Below are 17,049 nucleotides of genomic sequence, written 5' to 3' on the forward strand. Positions count from 1 at the left end.
TTAAGACCCGAGCGGACGCTGCGCGACCCGCATGACCTTGGGCGTGACGAAGATCAGCAGTTCGGCTTTTTCCTTGTCCCGACCCCTCGTCTTGAACAGATTCCCGAGTACCGGCAGGTCGCCCAGGAACGGAACCTTGGACAGCGAGGCCCGATCAGCGAATTCGTAGACACCACCGATGGCGACGGTCTGGCCGTCATCGATGAGCACCGCCGTGGTGACATTGCGCTTGCTGATCAGAGGCACCGAACCGATCCCCGGATAGGTGGTCTGACCGGTCACTTCGTCCTTCTTGATGTCCATCGCCAGGAAGACACGCCCGTCATTGGTGATCGTCGGCGTGACCCTGAGCTCCAGCAGGACATCCTTGAACTCGACAGTCGGGACCGAATTGCTCTGCCCGCCGGTGATGGTCAGATAGCCGACCTCCTGCCCCTGGCTGATGACAGCCTCGCGCTGGTTGCTCGTCACGATTCTCGGGTTCGAGATCACCTCGCCGCGCTGCTCCTGCTGCAAGGCCTGGAGTTCCAGCTCCCAGTTGATCGTGTTGCCGAGAATAGTGAAGGCGACAGCTGCGGGATTGAGATCCCGGATTCCGAAATTGACGTTCCGCCTCGCCACATCATCCTTCCAGGTCGGGATGGGGTTGGGGTTTTCGGGCGTAGGAATGCGGCTGTTGTTGTAGTCGGCGTTGGTTTCCAGAGACCCCGAGGAGATCACCCGGTCCTTCGCACCGAACACACCGAAACGCGCCCCGAGATCCCGTGCGAACGAATCGTTGGCGATCACGATGCGCGCCTCGATCACCACCTGGTCCACGGGCTTGTCGAGCATGTTCACCAACCGCTTGACCTCCGACACCCGGTTCGGGATATCGATGACCAGCAGCGTGTTCGTACGACGATCGAAACTGATGCTGCCGCGCGAGGACAGGAAACCGCGCTGCTGCGAGGCACCGCCACCAGCGCCACCACCGGTCGAACCGCTTTTGCTCTCATCAGTCAACAGCTTCGCGATGTCTTCCGCATTGCCATAGCTGATCGGGATGTACTCCGTCGTCATCTCGGCGCGCTCTTCGATCGCCAGGCGCGCGTCTTCCTTGGCCTGCTCGAACGAGGCGATCTCGCTCTGCGGCGCGACCCATACCACGTTGCCGCTGCGGCGCTTGTCCAGCGACTTGGCCTGCAACACGATATCCAGCGCCTGGTCCCACGGCACGTTCTGCAGCCGCAGGGTCACGCTGCCGGTCACACTGTCGCTGGCGACGATATTGAGATTCGACTCGTCTGCGATCAGCTGCAGCACGGTGCGTACCGGCACGTCCTGGAAGTTGAATGTCACCGGTGCGCCACTGTAGGCGCGCACGTCGGACACGGTGGCCGTGGCCGACTGGCCCATCGTCGCCGCAGTCGTGGCTGCACCGACCGCGCGGTCGCTGCCGGCCGCGCGCGGAATGATCTCGACGATGTAGTCGCGGCCACTCTGATACGCCATCGGCTCGAAGTCGCCACGCGCGCTCAGCACCACCTGGGCGCCCTCGGCTCCCTGACGGGTGTCGATCCGCTGCACGGGCGTTGCGAAGTCGGTCACATTGAGCGGCCGCTGCAGCGCCGACGGCAGGGATGCGCCGCCCAGGTTGATCACCACGCTGCCACCTTGGGTCCGCAGATCAGGCGCGGCTCCATCTCCATCGAAGCGCAGCACCAGCTTGCCCGAACCGCCATCGCCGCGGCGGAAGTCGAGGTCGGTCACCGAGACCGCACCCGTCGGCTGCACGGCCGATGCGCCGGCCTGCAACAGGGGCAGCATCGAAACGTGGGTCGGAACCTGCGCCGCGTGTGCGCCGCTGAACGCCGCCATCAATCCTATGGCAAGACCGAGTGCGCCGGCACGCGTCGAGTTCGTCCGGCCCGCCTGCAGGCTCCCCGCTTTGCTCACGGTCATGTTGCTTCCCCTCATCATTGTTCGTTCAGCGCGAGCGAAGCCGGGCGCTCGAGCCAGCCGCCGGCGCCATCGGGCACCAGCTCGACGAGCTCGATGCGATTTTCGTTGACCGAGGTGACCCGGCCATCGTTCTGTCCCAGGTAGTTGCCGGGGGTGATGCGATAGGTGACCTTGTCGGGCGCCAGCACCAGGCCGACGATCCGCCCCCCTGTACCGATCGTGCCAACCATCGACATGCTGTCGAGCGGGAACTGCTCGGTCACTTCCTTGCGCCGGTTCGAATCCGGGCGCGGCCCGCTGCCGCCGCCGTCGTCGGTAAACGCGTTGCTGAAAGGATCGCGAATGCCCTGCGCCGAATACTCGAAGGTCTCGAACTGCTGCATCACCGGCAACGGGTCGAGCGCGGGCGCGGGACGCTGCTTGACCTCTTCGACCCAGACTTCGAGGTTGGGCGCATCGCCTGGCTGACTGCTGATGCCGCGGCCGCAGCCCGTCGCTGCAAGAACCAGGACGAACACCGACAAACCACGCGCGAATGCGGGAGTTGCGATCGCCATCACAGCATGCCTCCAGTCGCCGTTCCCGCAGCCGTCTCGCCTGCCGCTCCGGCCTGCGATTGAATGCTCGGATCTTCCTCGTCCAGATACCGGTAGGTCTTCACTGTGCCGGAGAGCTCCAGACTCGAGTTCGGCCCGATCGCGGCCAGACCACCCGCCCCGCCAGCCGTGCCCGCGCGTGGCTTCAGGGAGATGTCGTGCATCGTCATGATCACCACGCGCGGCAGCGAGGCGACGCCGCTGACGAATGCGCCGAACTGGTGATAGCTGCCCACCATGCGCAACGCAATCGGCTGCTCGGCGTAGAACTCACGCGGTGCTTCCTCGCCCGGCTTGAAGAGGTCGTTCTGGATGCCGGTGGCGATGGCGGTCTGCGAGATGTCGACGATCAGGTCGGGCATCTCGGTCTTGCTCGGCAGCTGGCGGAGCATCTGCTGCAGTTGCTGCTCCATCTGTGCAAGTTGCTGCTTGAGCGGCTCGAGGTTGGCGGCCTTGGCCTGTTCCCGCTCGAAATCCGCACGCAGCCCTGATTCCTGCGCTTCGAGGCTCGCCAGCTCGTCGCCCTTCTCGCGGGTCACCACGTACCACAGCAGAAAGAAGATCAGCATGCCGACCAGCACACACGCGCCGATCTTGTACTCGCGGGGCCACGAACCACTGTTGTTGAAGTCGAGCTCGCGCAGCGACATCTTCTTCCTGCTCACGAGGCGGCTCCTTCGGCGGCGGGCGCAGCGACCGGCTGGGCATCGGATGCGGCGTTGCCCGAAGCGTCCGGTTCGAGACCCTCGACAGCCGCGGCTTCCTTGGCGGCCGGCGTGGACAGCTTCACGTTCAAGGTGAACGCGTACGGCAGGCCCGGAACGCCGTCACGCGCTTCGATCACCGACAGCTGCGGGCTGGTCATCCAGCCGGAGCTTTCGAGCGAGCGCATGTAGGTACTCACGCGCGCGTTTGATTGCGAGCGGCCCTCGAGCGTCAGGATCTCGCCCTCCTGCTTGAGCGAAGTCAGCAGCACCCCATCGGGAATGGTGCGGACCAGCTGGTCGAACAGGTGGACCATCTGCGAGCGCTTGCCCTGCAACTCCTCGATCACGCTCTTTCGCGCCAGCAGGCGCGCGCGCTGCGACTCGAGCGTGTCGATCTCCGCGTTCTGCTTCTTGACCTCGGCGATCTCCTGCTGCAGGAACGCGTTGCGTTCGTTCTGCCCGTCGATCTGCGCGTTGTAATACATGTTCACGAGGAACCACAGCGCGACGCCGGTCGCCGCGGCGAGGCCCACCATCACGCCGAATTCTTTCTGCCGCTGCTTGCGCCGTTCGACGCGCCACGGGAGGAGATTGATCCTGGACATCAGTCGAAGCTCCTCAGGGCCAGGCCGCAGGCGATCATCAGTGCCGGCGCGTCCTGGGCGAGCGCATGCGCCTGCACCCGCGGGCCGAGCGTCATCTGCGCGAGCGGATTGGCCAGCACGGTCTGCACGCCCAGTTGCTCCTCGACCATGTCGGCCACGCCCGGAATGGACGCGCAGCCGCCGGCCAGGACCACCTGATCGACCCGGTTGAAGTCGCTGCCGGCGTAGAAGAACTGCAGCAGACGGCTCACCTGCTGGACCATCGCCTCCTTGAACGGCTCGAGCACTTCGACTTCGTAGCTCTCGGGCAGCCCCCCCTGACGCTTGGCGAGGCCGGCTTCCTCGTAGCTGAGGCCGTAACGGCGCATCACCTCGTCGGTGAGCTGCTTGCCGCCGAATACCTGCTCGCGAGAGTAGAGGCTGCGTCCGTTCCGAAGCACGTTGAGCGTGGTCATCGTCGCGCCCACATCGACCAGCGCAACCACGCCATCGGCCGGCATGCTGAGCGTGCCGGCAAGCATCGCGAAGGCGTTCTCGACCGCGAAGGCCTCGACATCGATGACCTTGGCCGTCAGGCCACCCAGCTCGAGCGCCGACGCACGCAGCTCGACGTTCTCCGAGCGCGACGCGGCCAGCAGCACCTGGACCATCTCCGCATTGCCCGGCATCGCACCGAGCACTTCGAAGTCGAGGTTCACTTCCTCGATCGGGTACGGAATGTAGTTGACCGCCTCGAGCTCGACCTGCGATTCCATGTCGTCCTCGTCGAGGTCGGCCGGCATCGGGATCGTCTTGGTGATCACTGCCGAACCCGACACCGCGGCTGCGGCATGCTTGGCCTTGGTGCCCGAACGCGACACCGCGCGCCGGATCGCCTCACCCACCGCTTCGACCTCGACGATGTTCTTCTCGACCACCGCATTGGGCGGCAAAGGCTCGACCGCGTAATGCTCGACGCGATAACGATTGCCCTGCCGCGACAGCTGCAACAGCTTGACGGCAGTCGAGCTGATGTCGACGCCGATGACCGGCACCTGGCTTTTTGTGATGAGCCCCACGGTATTTCCCCTTTGCCACGGGCGCTTAGCCACGCCTCGTGTCCCGGCGCATTAAATAGCGGACTTTGCTTGTATTGGCAACATGAACTTTGATTGACCATGCGGATTCCCAGACGGCGCTCTCGCTTTCTGACCGCTCGCCAGTCCGCGCGCCAGGCTCGCCGCCGCCCCCCGGCCGCCTCCCCTATACTGCGCCGCCATGAGCCCAGCCCCTTCCAAGCCGCAGACCCCCCGCCCTTCCCGGCTCCGCCGCCTGATGCGCTGGACCCTGATCGCGATCGCCGCCATCGGTCTGCTCGCCGCAATCACCGGCGGCATTCTCTACGCGGCCGTCGCGTCCAAGCTGCCGGACGTGGAAGCCCTGCGCGACATCGAGATGCAGGAGCCGCTCTATGTCTATGCCAGGGACGGACGTCTCATCGCCCTGTTCGGCGAGACGCGTCGTTACCCGGTCAAGATCGAGGAAGTGCCCGAGCGGTTGAAGCAGGCCTTCCTGGCGACGGAGGACGCGCGCTTCTACGAGCATGGCGGTATCGACTATCGCGGTGTCGGACGCGCGCTGTGGCTCTTGGCGACGACGAACGACCGCCGCGTACCCGGCGGTTCGACCATCACCCAGCAGGTTGCGCGGCAGTTTTTCCTGAGCTCGGACTACAGCTTCACCCGCAAGTTCGCCGAGATGCTGCTGGCCCGGAAGATGGAGCAGAACCTCAGCAAGGACGAGATCTTCGAGCTCTACCTCAACAAGAGCTTCTTCGGCAATCGCGCCTACGGGGTGGCGGCGGCGGCGGAGTTCTATTACGGCAAGTCACTGGACGAGCTCTCCCTCGACGAGATGGCCTCGCTGGCGGCGATTCCGAAGTTCCCCTCCAGCGGCAACCCGCTCAGCAATCCGGAACGCGCGAAGGAGCGCCGCGATGTCTACGTGCTCGCACGGATGCAGGAGCTGGGCTTCATCAGTCCCCAGGAGGCAGCAGCGGCGCGTGCGGTCGAGATGCACGCAAGCCCGCACGAGCGTCCGATCGAGGTCTATGCGCCCTATGTGGCGGAGATGGTGCGGCTGGAGATGATCGCGCGCTATGGCGGCGACGTCCTGACCCGTGGCTACCACGTCACTACGACGATCGATCCGACGATGCAGGCCGCTGCCGAGCTCGCGGTGCGCAACGGGCTGTCGACCTACGACCGGCGCCACGGCTGGGTCAAGCCCACTGAAACCTTCGACTTGGCCGAGGGCGAGGATGCCGCGACCACGGCGCGGCGGCTGCGCGGTATTCCACCGCAGGGCGGCATGCTGCCGGCGATCGTCGTGCGCAGTGGCAACGCGAGCGCCGATGTGGTGCTCGCGGACGGGCAGTCCATCACCCTTGATGCGGCAGCCAGCCGCTGGACGGGCAAGAATCCTGCTGCGCTGCTTGCGCGTGGCGACCTGACCCGCGTACGCCGCATCGAGACGCAGGCCAAGCCGGCGGCGAACGCGTCAGCCGATACGTCGGCGCCGCCCAAGATCACCTGGCAGCTGGAACAGTTGCCGCGCGCGCAGGCGACGCTGGTCTCGATGGAGCCAGACGACGGCGCCCTGCGTGCGCTGACCGGCGGCTTCAGCTTCGCGGGCAGCAACTTCAATCGCGCGACGCAATCGCGCCGCCAGCCCGGCTCCAGCTTCAAGCCTTTCATCTTCGCCGCGTCGTTCGAGAAGGGTTTCAACCCCGCGTCGATCGTGCTCGACGCTCCGGTGCTGTTCCGGATGCGTCGAGGCCAGGACTGGCGCCCGCAGAACTCCGACGGCAAGTTCGCCGGTCCGATGCGGCTGCGCGAGGCACTCGTACAGTCGCGCAACCTTGTGGCTGTGCGCCTGCTCGATGCCATCGGCGTCGACTACGCGCGCAGGTACATCAGCCATTTCGGCTTCGAGGAATCGCAGCTGCCGCCGAACCTGTCGATCGCCCTGGGCACACCCTCGCTGACCCCACTCGACGTGACCCGCGCCTATTCGGTGTTCTCCAATGGCGGGTTCCGCGTCACGCCATGGTTCATCGACGAGGTCCGCGATCGCGAAGGCACGCTGGTCTTCAAGGAGAATCCGGCCCGGGCCTGCCGCGGTTGCGGGGCCGGGGGCACACCGGGTCAGCCTGCGGCGCCGCGCCATGTCGTGGATGGGTTCAATCTGGGGCCGGCAGCCGAGCCACGGCAGGTAACCGCCGCCCCGGCGGCAGCGGCGGCCGCGCCCGAGCCGCGCGAAGACGGCGCCGCGCCGGTCATTGCACCGCGCGCGATCGACGAGCGGGTTGCCTACCAGCTGGTCTCGATGATGCGCGACGTCGTAAAACGCGGCACCGGCACCGCCGCGCGGGTACTCGAGCGCGACGACGTCGGCGGCAAGACCGGCTCGACCAACGACCATCGCGATGCCTGGTTCTCGGGGTTCGGCGGCAACCTCGTCACGTCGGTCTGGGTCGGCCGCGACGACAACCGCTCGCTCGGCTTCCGCGAGTACGGCGGACGCGCAGCGCTGCCGATCTGGATCGACTTCATGCGTGTCGCACTCGAGGGCGTACCCGAAGCATCCAACGAGCCGCCCGAGGGCATGGTCCGCGTCTCGGTGACGGCCGGTGGCCGCTTGCTGCCGACCACATCCGAGGGCGGCATCATCGAATACGTGAAGGTCGAGGATCTCGATCGCATGGAATCGGAGATCGACCTGCGGATTGACGAGACGCCCGCAGAGGAAGCGTTCGACATCTTCTGATCGTCCCCGACATGCCGCTGTCATCGTTGACGATCTGCGTGTTTTCACACCGCACACCGCACTACGGCGGGCGCGCGGCGGCGTCTTGACCGGGTACCGGGGAAGCGTAGAGTCGACGGCCGGGGATCAACGGAGAGGCGAGCATGCACCGCGCGCGCCAGCACTCGGATAGCCGCAACCGTGAACGCCGCAATCGCCTCGCGCAGGAGGCGGCCCGGCTGATGGCGGAAGGCGGAATCCACGATATCCATCAGGCAAAGCTCAAGGCAGCGGATCGCCTGGGTATCCATGACGAGGTGGCGCTGCCGCGCAACGGCGAGATCGAAGTCGCGCTGCGTGAATACCAGCGGCTGTTCAGCGGGACGCGGCAGATCGACGCCCTGCGCGTACGGCGTGAAGCGGCCGAACGCGCGATGGCATTCCTTGCAGCGTTTTCCCCACGCCTGGTCGGTCCAGTGCTCGAGGGCACGGCCGACGCGCATTCGGCGGTGACGCTGCATGTGCACACCGACGACCCCGGGGCGCTCGTCCGCTTCATCGAGGAGCACGGCATTCCGGCGGAAGATCGGATGCGGCGGGTACGGCTGGATCGCCAACGGACGGTGGACGTCGATGTCTGGCTGTTCGCGGCTGAAGACCTGACGTTCGATCTGACCGTCCTGCCCGAAGCCAGTCTTCGGCAAGCCCCTCTGATGTCGGGCGACGACCGCCCCATGCGGCGTATGTCGCACCCCCAGCTCCGCAAGCTGCTGACCCAGGAGTACGGGGCACCGGAAGCGCGATAGGCGCGCTACCGGCCAACGGAGCCACTCCCGGACGGCGCGATTATTCGGCGACGATCCGCGCGCTGTCGCCACTGCCGAAGACGCGCGCACGCGCCCCGACCCTCAGGCCGCTGGCATCGGCAGCGCGGATCGCGGATTCGCTCCCGTCGTCGAAGCGCAGCATCACCATGAAAACGGTGGCCATTGCGCCGCCCGCTGCGGGCGTGGCTGCACCTTCCACAACGTCGCGAGTCACGCCACTGGCGACCTCGTAGGCTTCGTAGGAGTACTCGCCGGTGACCCGGGAGGCTGCGCGGCCCGCCATGCGTCCCAGCGCACGACCGATCGCACCGCCGCCGCGCGACGGCTCGCTGCGCTGCTGGCCGGCAGTCACCGGAACCTGCATGGTGCTGATTCCCGTGACCGTTCCACTGCGGAAAGACATTTCCTGTGCTCCAGTGGCGAAAGCGGCCAGCGCAATGCCGCAGCCAATCACTACCGCCCAGATCTGTTGCATCTTCATCGTCGCCCCCTCGCGTCGGATTGAAACCCTGCCCGGTCGATCCGGAACAACCACCGGATCACTCGACCAGTCTCACGAAGAGGCGCGGCGCAGAGAATCGGAAAACAACGGTGCGAGCCGTCAGCCGCCGCCTCCGGGCGCGATAGCACGAACATGAAAAAGGCGACCCATGGGCCGCCTTCTTCGTACTCCATCGATGACGGTGCGTGGATCAGCGCGCGCCGGCATCCTTGTAGTCACGCACGTCATAACCGGTATAGATCTGGCGCGGACGACCGATCTTGGCTTCCGGATCGACCTGCTGCTCGAGCCAATGCGCCACCCAGCCAGCGGTGCGGCCGATCGCGAACATCACGGTGAACATCTCGGTCGGGATGTTCAGCGCCTTGTAGATGATGCCGCTGTAGAAGTCGACGTTCGGATACAGCTTGCGCTCGACGAAGTAATCGTCCTTCAGCGCCGCCTCTTCGAGCTTCATCGCCACGTCCAGCAACGGGTCGTTGATGCCCAGTTCGCCGAGCACCTTGTGGGTCATCTCGCGGATGATCTTCGCGCGCGGATCGAAGTTCTTGTAGACGCGGTGACCGAAGCCCATCAGGCGGAACGGGTCATTCTTGTCCTTGGCGCGCAACACCGCCTTCTCGACGTTGTCGGCGGTGCCGATCTCGGCGAGCTGCTTGAGTACCGCCTCGTTGGCACCGCCATGTGCCGGGCCCCACAGCGCAGCGATGCCGGCGGCGACCGATGCATACGGATTCGCGCCGGTGGAGCCGACGAGACGCACGGTCGAGGTCGACGCGTTCTGCTCGTGGTCGGCGTGCAGGATGAAGAGCAGGTCCATCGCCTTGGCAACGACCGGATTGAGCTCCAGCGGCTCGCTCGGCATCTCGAACATCATGTGCAGGAAGCGATCGACGTAGCCGAGGCTGTTGCGCGGGTAGCGGATCGGCTGGCCGATCGAATACCGGTACGCGGCAGCGGCCAGCGTCGGAACCTTGGCGATCAGGCGGATCGCGGCGAGGCGGCGCTGTTCGGGATCCTGCAGATCCAAAGTGTCGTGGTAGAACGCCGACATCGAAGCGACCGAGGCGGCAAGCATCGCCATCGGGTGCGCGTCGTGGCGGAAACCCTGCAGGAAGCTCTTGAGCGACTCGTGCATCATCGTGTGATGCGTGACCTCGTGCTCGAACTTGGCGAACTCGTCGGCGTTCGGCAGTTCCCCGGCCTGCAGCAGGTAGGCGACTTCGAGGAAGCTCGACTTCTCGGCCAGCTGGTCGATCGGGTAACCGCGATACAGCAGCACACCCTCGTCGCCGTCGATGTAGGTGATCGCCGACTTGCAGCTGGCGGTAGCGGTGAAGCCGGAATCGTAGGTGAAGCAGCCGGTTTCCTTGGGCAGCTTCGAGATGTCGATGCACGGATTGCCGAGCGTGCCGTGGAGGACGGGCAGGGTCACCGTCTTGCCGGCGGCATCGAGCTTGACCTGGTCAAGCTTGGAATTGGATTCAGACACTCTGAAGGCTCCTCATTTCTACGGGCGGCAATGCCGTCCGGCCTGGCGGGCGCGGCGTGTGCCGCAACGCGTCAATTATCGCATAGCGTTTCCGCAGGCGCCGACCGCACGCGTGGGCGGACGACGAACACGGCAAAGCCCACCGCGTGCACACACGGTGGGGCTGATGACCTGCAAAACAGACGGCCGCCCGGAGGCGGCCGCTGGTGTCGCTGGACAATGCCCTCGCCTTGGCGAGCGCATCGCTCCGCACGCAATTACTTGGCGTAACGCTTGCGGAACTTGTCGACGCGACCGCTGATGTCCATGATCTTGTTCTGGCCGGTGTAGAACGGATGCGTGGCCGAAGAGACTTCGATCTTGATCAGCGGGTATTCATTGCCGTCTTCCCACTGGATCTTTTCCTTCGCCGTGGCGGCGAGGGTCGAGCGGGTCAGGAACTTGAAGCCATCGGACGTGACGTCCTGGAAGACGACTTCGCGGTAATCGGGGTGGATGTCGGCCTTCATTGGCGGGGACCAGTTTGCGCAAGGAAAGAGCGGCATTGTACCGGCACCCCGGCATCTGCTGCAAGTCGGGTATCGGACGCGGTCACCGCGAGAGGACCCGACGGACGCGCGCATGGAAGCGAGCGATGTCGTAGCCCATCAGGATCCGTGCGCTGCCCTCCCGGCGCTGCCAGTCGACCATCGTCATGCCGCGGCGCGGTCCGTGTTCTAGCACGACTTCGAGCGGGCGTTCCTGCATCTCCAGTGCGCCTTCAGGCTCGAGGAGCCAGGCCATCGTCAACGCGTCGGCCGAATGCCAGTCGTCGCCGCGGCGGTCCGCGGACCACTCGCGGGTCTTGCGCGAGATCTCCTCGTAGAACCCTCCGATCGGACCACCGCCGCTCATCCACTCCACCACCGCGTCATGCGGCAGGCCGTGGGCGACCGTCGCCTCCCAGTCGCAGAGGTCGAACCGAGGAAACGCATCGAACACGATCGCTGCCGCCTCCGGATCGAAGTAGGCATTGAACTCCGCGGACGGGGTGATATTGCCTTGGCCGGTGACTGCGCCGGACATGGCGACGAAACGCGACACGCGCGAAGGAAGCGTTGGATCGAGCTTGAGCGCCAGCGCGATGTTGGTCAGCGGGCCGAGCGCCGCCAGCACCAGGCGCCCGGCGTGCTCGTGGGACAGGCGCAGGATCGCCAGCGCTGCATGCTCGGGCTCCGCTGCGCGCAGCGCTGGCGCATACCCCACGTCACCGAAGCCGTCTTCGCCATGCACATACGCCGCATCCGGCGCCGCATGCAGCAGAGGCGATGCACTCCCCGCGAACACGGGTACATCGCCACGCCCGGCCACCTCGCAGAGCTTGAGCGCGTTGCCGACCGTGTGACGCAGGCCCACATTGCCGGCGGCGATCGTCAGGCCGACCACGTCGTGGCGGTCATCGTCGAATGCCAGAAGCAAGGCGAGGGCGTCGTCCACGCCGGGATCGGTATCGATCAGCAGGGGAATCTTGTCGGTCATTCCACATTATGGCGCGTGCCGGCGATCGCGATGAACCAGCGGCCCGCATGCGGGCACCGCGCGTCTGCCCCGCCTACCGCTTGCGCCGTCATTCCGCGTCACGCGCTTGCGGCTCTCCCATCCCCGGCGCCAGAGCGCCAGACGTTGGCCCCGGACATATCCGTCGGATTGACTGTTGTCGTCGCGCCGAGCTGCACATCGCCGAGCGCTTCTGCCGAAAGCGTCTTGATGCTCCGACGGGGCCCACCGCGATTCCCCTCTCGGTCAGTCCTTGTGCGAACAGCCGCAGGACTTCCGCTTCATGAACAGATGCGTGCGTTCAGGCCGCTGCGTACCGCGCAGCGCTGCCGATCCAGCGCTGGACGATGCGCTCCACAAGATCGGGACGCGAGTCGAGCAGGACGTCGCCGATCCGGTGGATTGCCGGCAGCAGATCCGCGTCCCGCGCAAGATCGGCCAGGCGGAACTCGGCCAGTCCGGTCTGGCGCGTGCCCAGCAGCTCGCCGGGGCCGCGCAGCGCGAGATCCTTCTCGGCGATCTCGAACCCGTCGGCGGTACGGCGCATGGTGTCGAGGCGCTCGCGCGCCATCCGCGACAGCGGCGACTGGTACAGCAGCACGCAGCTCGACGCGGCCGTACCCCGCCCCACCCGCCCCCGCAACTGGTGCAACTGCGCCAGGCCAAGGCGCTCGGCATTCTCGATCACCATCAGCGATGCATTGGGCACGTCGACGCCCACTTCGATCACTGTCGTCGCGACCAGCAGATCGATCCCGGCATCCTTGAAGGCGCGCATGGCCTCCTGCTTGTCGGCGGCTTTCATCCGGCCATGCACAAGCCCGATACGCAGACCGGGCAACGCCGCGACAAGCTGCTCGAACGTCGTCTGCGCGGCCTGCGCGACCACCTCGTCCGAATCGTCGATCAGCGTGCAGACCCAGTAGGCCTGCCGCCCCTGCGCGCAGGCATGGCGGATCCGTTCGATCAGTTCCGGCCGACGCTCGGCGCTGAGCACGACGGTCTGCACCGGCGTGCGCCCCGGCGGCAGCTCATCGATCGCCGAGACATCCAGATCCGCATAGGCGGACATCGCCAGCGTGCGCGGGATCGGGGTGGCGGTCATCACCAGCTGGTGCGGCACGTGGGTACCATCGGCGCCCTTGTCGCGCAGCGCCAGACGCTGGTGGACGCCGAAGCGGTGCTGCTCGTCGACGATCGCCAGGGCGAGGTCGCGGAAGGCGACATTCGCCTGCATCAGTGCATGGGTCCCGACGACCAGCTGCGCTGCACCGGAGGCGATCTCGCCCAGCACCCGGGTACGGGCGCGGCCGGTGACCTTGCCGGCGAGCCAGGCGACACTGATGCCGAGGGGCTCGAACCACGCCCGCAGGTTCTGCGCATGCTGCTCGGCCAGCAGTTCGGTCGGCGCCATCAGTGCGGCCTGCCGCCCGCCATCGATCGCCGCCGCCGCCGCCAACGCCGCGACCACCGTCTTGCCGCTGCCGACATCACCCTGCACCAGCCGCAACATCGGTCTGCGCGCGGCGAGATCCTTGAGCACGTCGCGGTAGACGCGGGCCTGCGCGCCGGTCAGCGCGAACGGCAATGCCGCCTGCAGGGCGCTGGCAAGCGGGCCCGGCCGCAGCGGGTGGGCACGGTGCGCCTGCAGCGCGATCCGCTGGCGGCGCAGGCTCAGGTGATGGGCGAGCATTTCCTCGAGCACGAGGCGACGCTGCGCCGGGTGACAGCCCGATGCCAGCAGGCCGATGTCGGCATCGCACGGGGGCCGATGCACATAGAGCAGCGCCTCGCGCAGCGTAGGCACCTCGAGCGATTCGAGGATGGCGCCAGGCAGCAGTTCAAGTGCAGGGCCCTGCGGCAGACGGTCCAGCGCCTGCCCCACCAGGCGGCGCAGCACCTGCGGGCCGACCCCCTCGATCAGCGGGTATACCGGATCGAGGCGATCGTCGAGCACCGTCGGCGCCTCGCGATCCAGCAGCCGATAACTGGGATGGACGATCTCCAGCCCATGCTGCCCGGGTCGCGGCGTGCCGAAACAACGCAGGCGCGTGCCCACCGCGAGTTGCGCCACCTGCGCGGCGCGGAAGTGGAAGAAACGCAGCACCAGGCTCCCACCCGATCCATCGTCGATCGCGACGCGCAGCAGCGGACGCCGCCGGAAGCCCTTCTCCACCGCTTCGACGACACCCTCGACCTGCGCCGGCACACCGCTGCGCAGGTGCCCGATCGGCGTGATCCGGGTGCGGTCCTCGTACTGCCGCGGCAGGTGCAGCCACAGATCTCCGACCGTGGCGAAGCCACGCGCGGCCAGCTTTTCGGCGACTTTCGGGCCGACCCCGGACAGGGCCGACAGCGGCGTCAGACCGGCATCGGCCAATGCCGGGAGCGGCGTCCTCGTCATGCCGGGCCGTGCACGGATCTCAGCCGAGCACCATCACCGCGTCGACCTCGAAGCGCGCGCCCTTGGGCAGCGCAGGCACCTCGATGGTGGAACGCGCGGGGAACGGCGCCTCGAAGTACTCCGCCATCACCGCATTGACCTGGGCGAACTCGCCCAGATCGGTGACGTACAGACCGACGCGGACGATGTCGTCCAGACTGCCGCCCGCGGCCTGCGCCACGGCCTTCAGGTTGTCGAACGCCCGGCGCGCCTGCACGGTGATGTCGCCGGCGACGATCTCACCGCTGACCGGATCCAGCGGGATCTGGCCGGAGAAATACACGGTGTCGCCGGCGCGCACGGCCTGCGAATACGGGCCGATCGCGGCGGGCGCGTCCGGCGTGGAAACGGGCGTACGGGGCATGGGCAACTCCGTGGGCGGGAAGCGGGCATTCTAGCCGGCCGACCCGCCGCGCACGCGCAGCTCACATGCGTTGCACGCCGTGCACGACCGGCAGTCGACGGATGCGACGGATCACGTCGGCCAGATGCTTGCGGTTCTTGACCTCGATCGAGAAGCGGATTGCGGCCACCGTGGTGTCCCGTTCGAGATATTCCACGCCGTCGATGTTGGACTGCACGCGTGCGATGGCAGCGGCCACCTGCGCCAGCACGCCGGGGTGGTTCTCCACCTCGATGCGCAACGCCACGTTGTAGTCGCCGACGACCTCCCGGTCCCAGTCGATGTTGACCCAGCGCTCGGGCGACTTGCGGAACTCGGCCACGTTCGGGCAGTCCATCCGGTGCACGACGATGCCGCGGCCGGTGGTGTGGTAGCCCATGATGCTGTCGCCGGGGATCGGGGTGCAGCAGTTGGCGAACGTGATCACGCCACGTTCGTCGCCGCGGATGCGGATGGTCTCGCCCGCACGCGCCAATCGTTCGTTGGGAACACCGCCCTCGTGCTGCGCCAGTGCCAGCGCCACCTGCGCGGGCATCCGGTTGCCCAGCGCGATATCGGCCATCAGTTCTTCGAGACGCGGATAGCGGGCTTCCACGAGATAGGCGTCCAACCGTTCCTGCGGCAGCCGGTCGAGCGAGGTGCCCAGCTCTTCCAGCGCACGGTCGATCATGCGATGCCCCAGCTGCACGGCGTCCTCATGCTGCAGGTGCTTGAGCTGCGCGCGGATCGCGGTTCGCGCCTTGCCGGTGGCCACGAACTCGAGCCACTGCGGCCGCGGCATCGAGGATTTCGCCGTGACGATCTCGATGCGCTGCCCGCTGACCAGCTGCGTGCGCAGCGGCACCAGCTTTCCGTCCACGCGCGCAGCCACCGCCCGGTTGCCGATGTCGGTATGCACCGCATAGGCGAAGTCGAGCGCGGTGGAGTTGCGCGGCAGCGACATGATGTCGCCCTTGGGCGTGAACAGGTAGACCTCGTCGGGGAACAGGTCGACCTTGACGTTCTCCAGGAACTCCAGCGACGAACCGGTCTGTCGCTGCGACTCCAGCAGCCCCGCGATCCACGAATGCGCGCGCGACTGCGCGCTGTTGGGGCCGTCTCCGCCGTGCTTGTAGGCCCAGTGCGCGGCGATGCCGCGCTCGGCGATGAGGTCCATTTCCTCGGTGCGGATCTGCACTTCGATCGGTGCCCCATACGGACCGAAGAGCACGGTGTGCAGCGACTGGTAACCGTTGGCCTTGGGAATCGCGATGAAGTCGCGGAAGCGGCCGTCCAGCGGCTTGAACACCGAATGCGCGACGCCGAGCGCGTGATAGCAGTCCGCGGCGGTGCCGACGATGATCCGGTAGCCGAACACGTCCATGACCTGGGTGAAGGTTTTCCCTTCACTCTGCATCTTGTTGTAGATGCTCCATGGCGACTTGATCCGCCCGACCAGCCGGTACTGCAGGCCGGCAGCGGTGAGCCGCTGCGCGAGCTGCGCCTCGATGCTCGCCAGCGCCTCGCGCCGCACCAGCGGCTGGTTGCGGATGCGTTTCTCCAGCACCGCGTGGCGGATCGGATACAGCGCATGGAAGCCGAGATCCTGCAGCTCTGCCTTGATCTTGTTCATGCCCAGGCGCTGGGCGATCGGTGCGTAGATGTCGAGGGTCTCGCGGGCGATACGCTCACGCGCCGGCCCCGGCTGCGCGCCAAGGGTCCGCATGTTGTGCAGACGGTCGGCGAGCTTGATGAGGATCACGCGCAGGTCGCGCGCCATCGCCAGCATCATCTTGCGGAGACTCTCCGCATCCGCCTCCTGGCGGCTGCCGAAGTTGAGCTTGTCGAGCTTGGTGACCCCTTCGACCAGTTCGGCGACGGTTTCCCCGAACTCCGACGCCAGCGCCTCGCGCGTCAGCGGCGTGTCTTCGATCGTGTCGTGCAGGATCGCCGCGACCAGGGTCTCGATGTCGACCTTCTGCTCGGCCAGCACCACCGCCACCGCCACCGGATGGGTGATGTAGGGCTCACCGGACTTGCGCATCTGGCCGGCATGGGCGGCCGCGCCCACCGACCAGGCGCGCCGCAGCTGCTGGCGCTGATCTTCAGGCAGGTAAAGCGTCGCCCGCTCGAGTACCTGCATGTACTCGGGTATCGCGTCGTCGGCGGACACGTGGGTCGATTCTGGAACGGGAGCGGGCGCGAGGGGCGTCATCCCCGAAGCCTACG

At 66.6% G+C, this 17,049-nt stretch carries 13 protein-coding genes and 1 pseudogene; 2 read left to right on the forward strand and 12 right to left on the reverse strand.

Features of this window, described 5'->3' with window-relative positions; genetic code table 11:
• The 5 genes and pseudogenes from pilQ to EGK76_RS11970 form a co-directional block, all read right to left on the reverse strand.
• Positions 1 to 1,944, reverse strand: coding sequence for a type IV pilus secretin PilQ (pilQ, locus tag EGK76_RS11950; RefSeq protein ID WP_123832772.1), 1,944 nt, complete (start codon positions 1,942 to 1,944; stop codon positions 1 to 3).
• Positions 1,945 to 1,958: 14 nt separating this feature from the next.
• Positions 1,959 to 2,501, reverse strand: coding sequence for a pilus assembly protein PilP (locus EGK76_RS11955; RefSeq protein WP_096297297.1), 543 nt, complete (start codon positions 2,499 to 2,501; stop codon positions 1,959 to 1,961).
• A complete protein-coding gene (gene pilO / locus EGK76_RS11960; protein WP_123832773.1) occupies positions 2,501 to 3,205 on the reverse strand; it encodes a type 4a pilus biogenesis protein PilO in 705 nt (234 codons plus the stop codon). The genes EGK76_RS11955 and pilO overlap by 1 nt, the downstream gene beginning before the upstream one ends.
• Before the next feature lie 107 nt (positions 3,206 to 3,312).
• Positions 3,313 to 3,852: pseudogene (locus tag EGK76_RS11965) on the reverse strand (PilN domain-containing protein); the annotation flags it as partial.
• A complete protein-coding gene (locus EGK76_RS11970; protein WP_096297294.1) occupies positions 3,852 to 4,910 on the reverse strand; it encodes a pilus assembly protein PilM in 1,059 nt (352 codons plus the stop codon). The pseudogene EGK76_RS11965 and the gene EGK76_RS11970, both read right to left, overlap by 1 nt.
• Before the next feature lie 199 nt (positions 4,911 to 5,109).
• On the opposite strand from EGK76_RS11970, the gene EGK76_RS11975 reads away from it, so the two are divergent.
• Positions 5,110 to 7,659, forward strand: a complete 2,550-nt coding sequence (locus EGK76_RS11975) for a penicillin-binding protein 1A (RefSeq protein ID WP_123832774.1) — start codon at positions 5,110 to 5,112, stop codon at positions 7,657 to 7,659.
• A 143-nt stretch (positions 7,660 to 7,802) separates the two neighbouring features.
• Positions 7,803 to 8,444 carry a hypothetical protein gene (locus EGK76_RS11980; RefSeq protein ID WP_123832775.1) on the forward strand — a complete coding sequence of 214 codons (642 nt, stop codon included), beginning with the start codon at positions 7,803 to 7,805 and terminating at the stop codon, positions 8,442 to 8,444.
• A 40-nt stretch (positions 8,445 to 8,484) separates the two neighbouring features.
• Here the strand turns inward: EGK76_RS11980 and EGK76_RS11985 are convergent, their stop codons facing one another.
• From EGK76_RS11985 to EGK76_RS12015, 7 genes are all read right to left on the reverse strand, one after another.
• Positions 8,485 to 8,868 carry a hypothetical protein gene (locus EGK76_RS11985; protein WP_123832776.1) on the reverse strand — a complete coding sequence of 128 codons (384 nt, stop codon included), beginning with the start codon at positions 8,866 to 8,868 and terminating at the stop codon, positions 8,485 to 8,487.
• A 289-nt stretch (positions 8,869 to 9,157) separates the two neighbouring features.
• The gene (locus EGK76_RS11990; RefSeq protein ID WP_096297290.1) at positions 9,158 to 10,459 is read right to left on the reverse strand and encodes a citrate synthase; all 1,302 of its coding nucleotides are present in this window, start codon (positions 10,457 to 10,459) and stop codon (positions 9,158 to 9,160) included.
• Between the two features lie 257 nt (positions 10,460 to 10,716).
• Positions 10,717 to 10,968, reverse strand: coding sequence for a type B 50S ribosomal protein L31 (locus EGK76_RS11995; protein ID WP_096297289.1), 252 nt, complete (start codon positions 10,966 to 10,968; stop codon positions 10,717 to 10,719).
• An 82-nt stretch (positions 10,969 to 11,050) separates the two neighbouring features.
• A complete protein-coding gene (locus EGK76_RS12000; protein WP_123832777.1) occupies positions 11,051 to 11,977 on the reverse strand; it encodes a nucleoside hydrolase in 927 nt (308 codons plus the stop codon).
• A 319-nt stretch (positions 11,978 to 12,296) separates the two neighbouring features.
• Entirely contained in the window at positions 12,297 to 14,399 is a 2,103-nt protein-coding gene (gene recG, locus EGK76_RS12005; protein WP_096297287.1) for an ATP-dependent DNA helicase RecG, read from the reverse strand.
• Positions 14,400 to 14,418: 19 nt separating this feature from the next.
• Positions 14,419 to 14,802, reverse strand: a complete 384-nt coding sequence (locus EGK76_RS12010; RefSeq protein ID WP_123832778.1) for a RidA family protein — start codon at positions 14,800 to 14,802, stop codon at positions 14,419 to 14,421.
• 61 nt (positions 14,803 to 14,863) lie between these two features.
• Positions 14,864 to 17,035, reverse strand: a complete 2,172-nt coding sequence (locus EGK76_RS12015; RefSeq protein WP_123832779.1) for a bifunctional (p)ppGpp synthetase/guanosine-3',5'-bis(diphosphate) 3'-pyrophosphohydrolase — start codon at positions 17,033 to 17,035, stop codon at positions 14,864 to 14,866.
• Positions 17,036 to 17,049: the final 14 nt, after the last annotated feature.

Origin of the sequence: Luteimonas sp. 100069, from assembly GCF_003813845.1 — a bacterium.
Lineage (GTDB): Bacteria > Pseudomonadota > Gammaproteobacteria > Xanthomonadales > Xanthomonadaceae > Luteimonas > Luteimonas chenhongjianii.

Coding starts and splice junctions, on each gene's coding strand:
- EGK76_RS12010 (WP_123832778.1), bottom strand. CDS start 14,802: ATGCCCCGTACGCCCGTTTCCACGCCGGACGCGCCCGCCGCGATCGGC.
- EGK76_RS11995 (WP_096297289.1), bottom strand. CDS start 10,968: ATGAAGGCCGACATCCACCCCGATTACCGCGAAGTCGTCTTCCAGGAC.
- EGK76_RS11985 (WP_123832776.1), bottom strand. CDS start 8,868: ATGTCTTTCCGCAGTGGAACGGTCACGGGAATCAGCACCATGCAGGTT.
- pilQ (WP_123832772.1), bottom strand. CDS start 1,944: ATGACCGTGAGCAAAGCGGGGAGCCTGCAGGCGGGCCGGACGAACTCG.
- EGK76_RS11955 (WP_096297297.1), bottom strand. CDS start 2,501: ATGGCGATCGCAACTCCCGCATTCGCGCGTGGTTTGTCGGTGTTCGTC.
- EGK76_RS12000 (WP_123832777.1), bottom strand. CDS start 11,977: ATGACCGACAAGATTCCCCTGCTGATCGATACCGATCCCGGCGTGGAC.
- EGK76_RS11975 (WP_123832774.1), top strand. CDS start 5,110: ATGAGCCCAGCCCCTTCCAAGCCGCAGACCCCCCGCCCTTCCCGGCTC.
- EGK76_RS12015 (WP_123832779.1), bottom strand. CDS start 17,035: ATGACGCCCCTCGCGCCCGCTCCCGTTCCAGAATCGACCCACGTGTCC.
- EGK76_RS11980 (WP_123832775.1), top strand. CDS start 7,803: ATGCACCGCGCGCGCCAGCACTCGGATAGCCGCAACCGTGAACGCCGC.
- recG (WP_096297287.1), bottom strand. CDS start 14,399: ATGACGAGGACGCCGCTCCCGGCATTGGCCGATGCCGGTCTGACGCCG.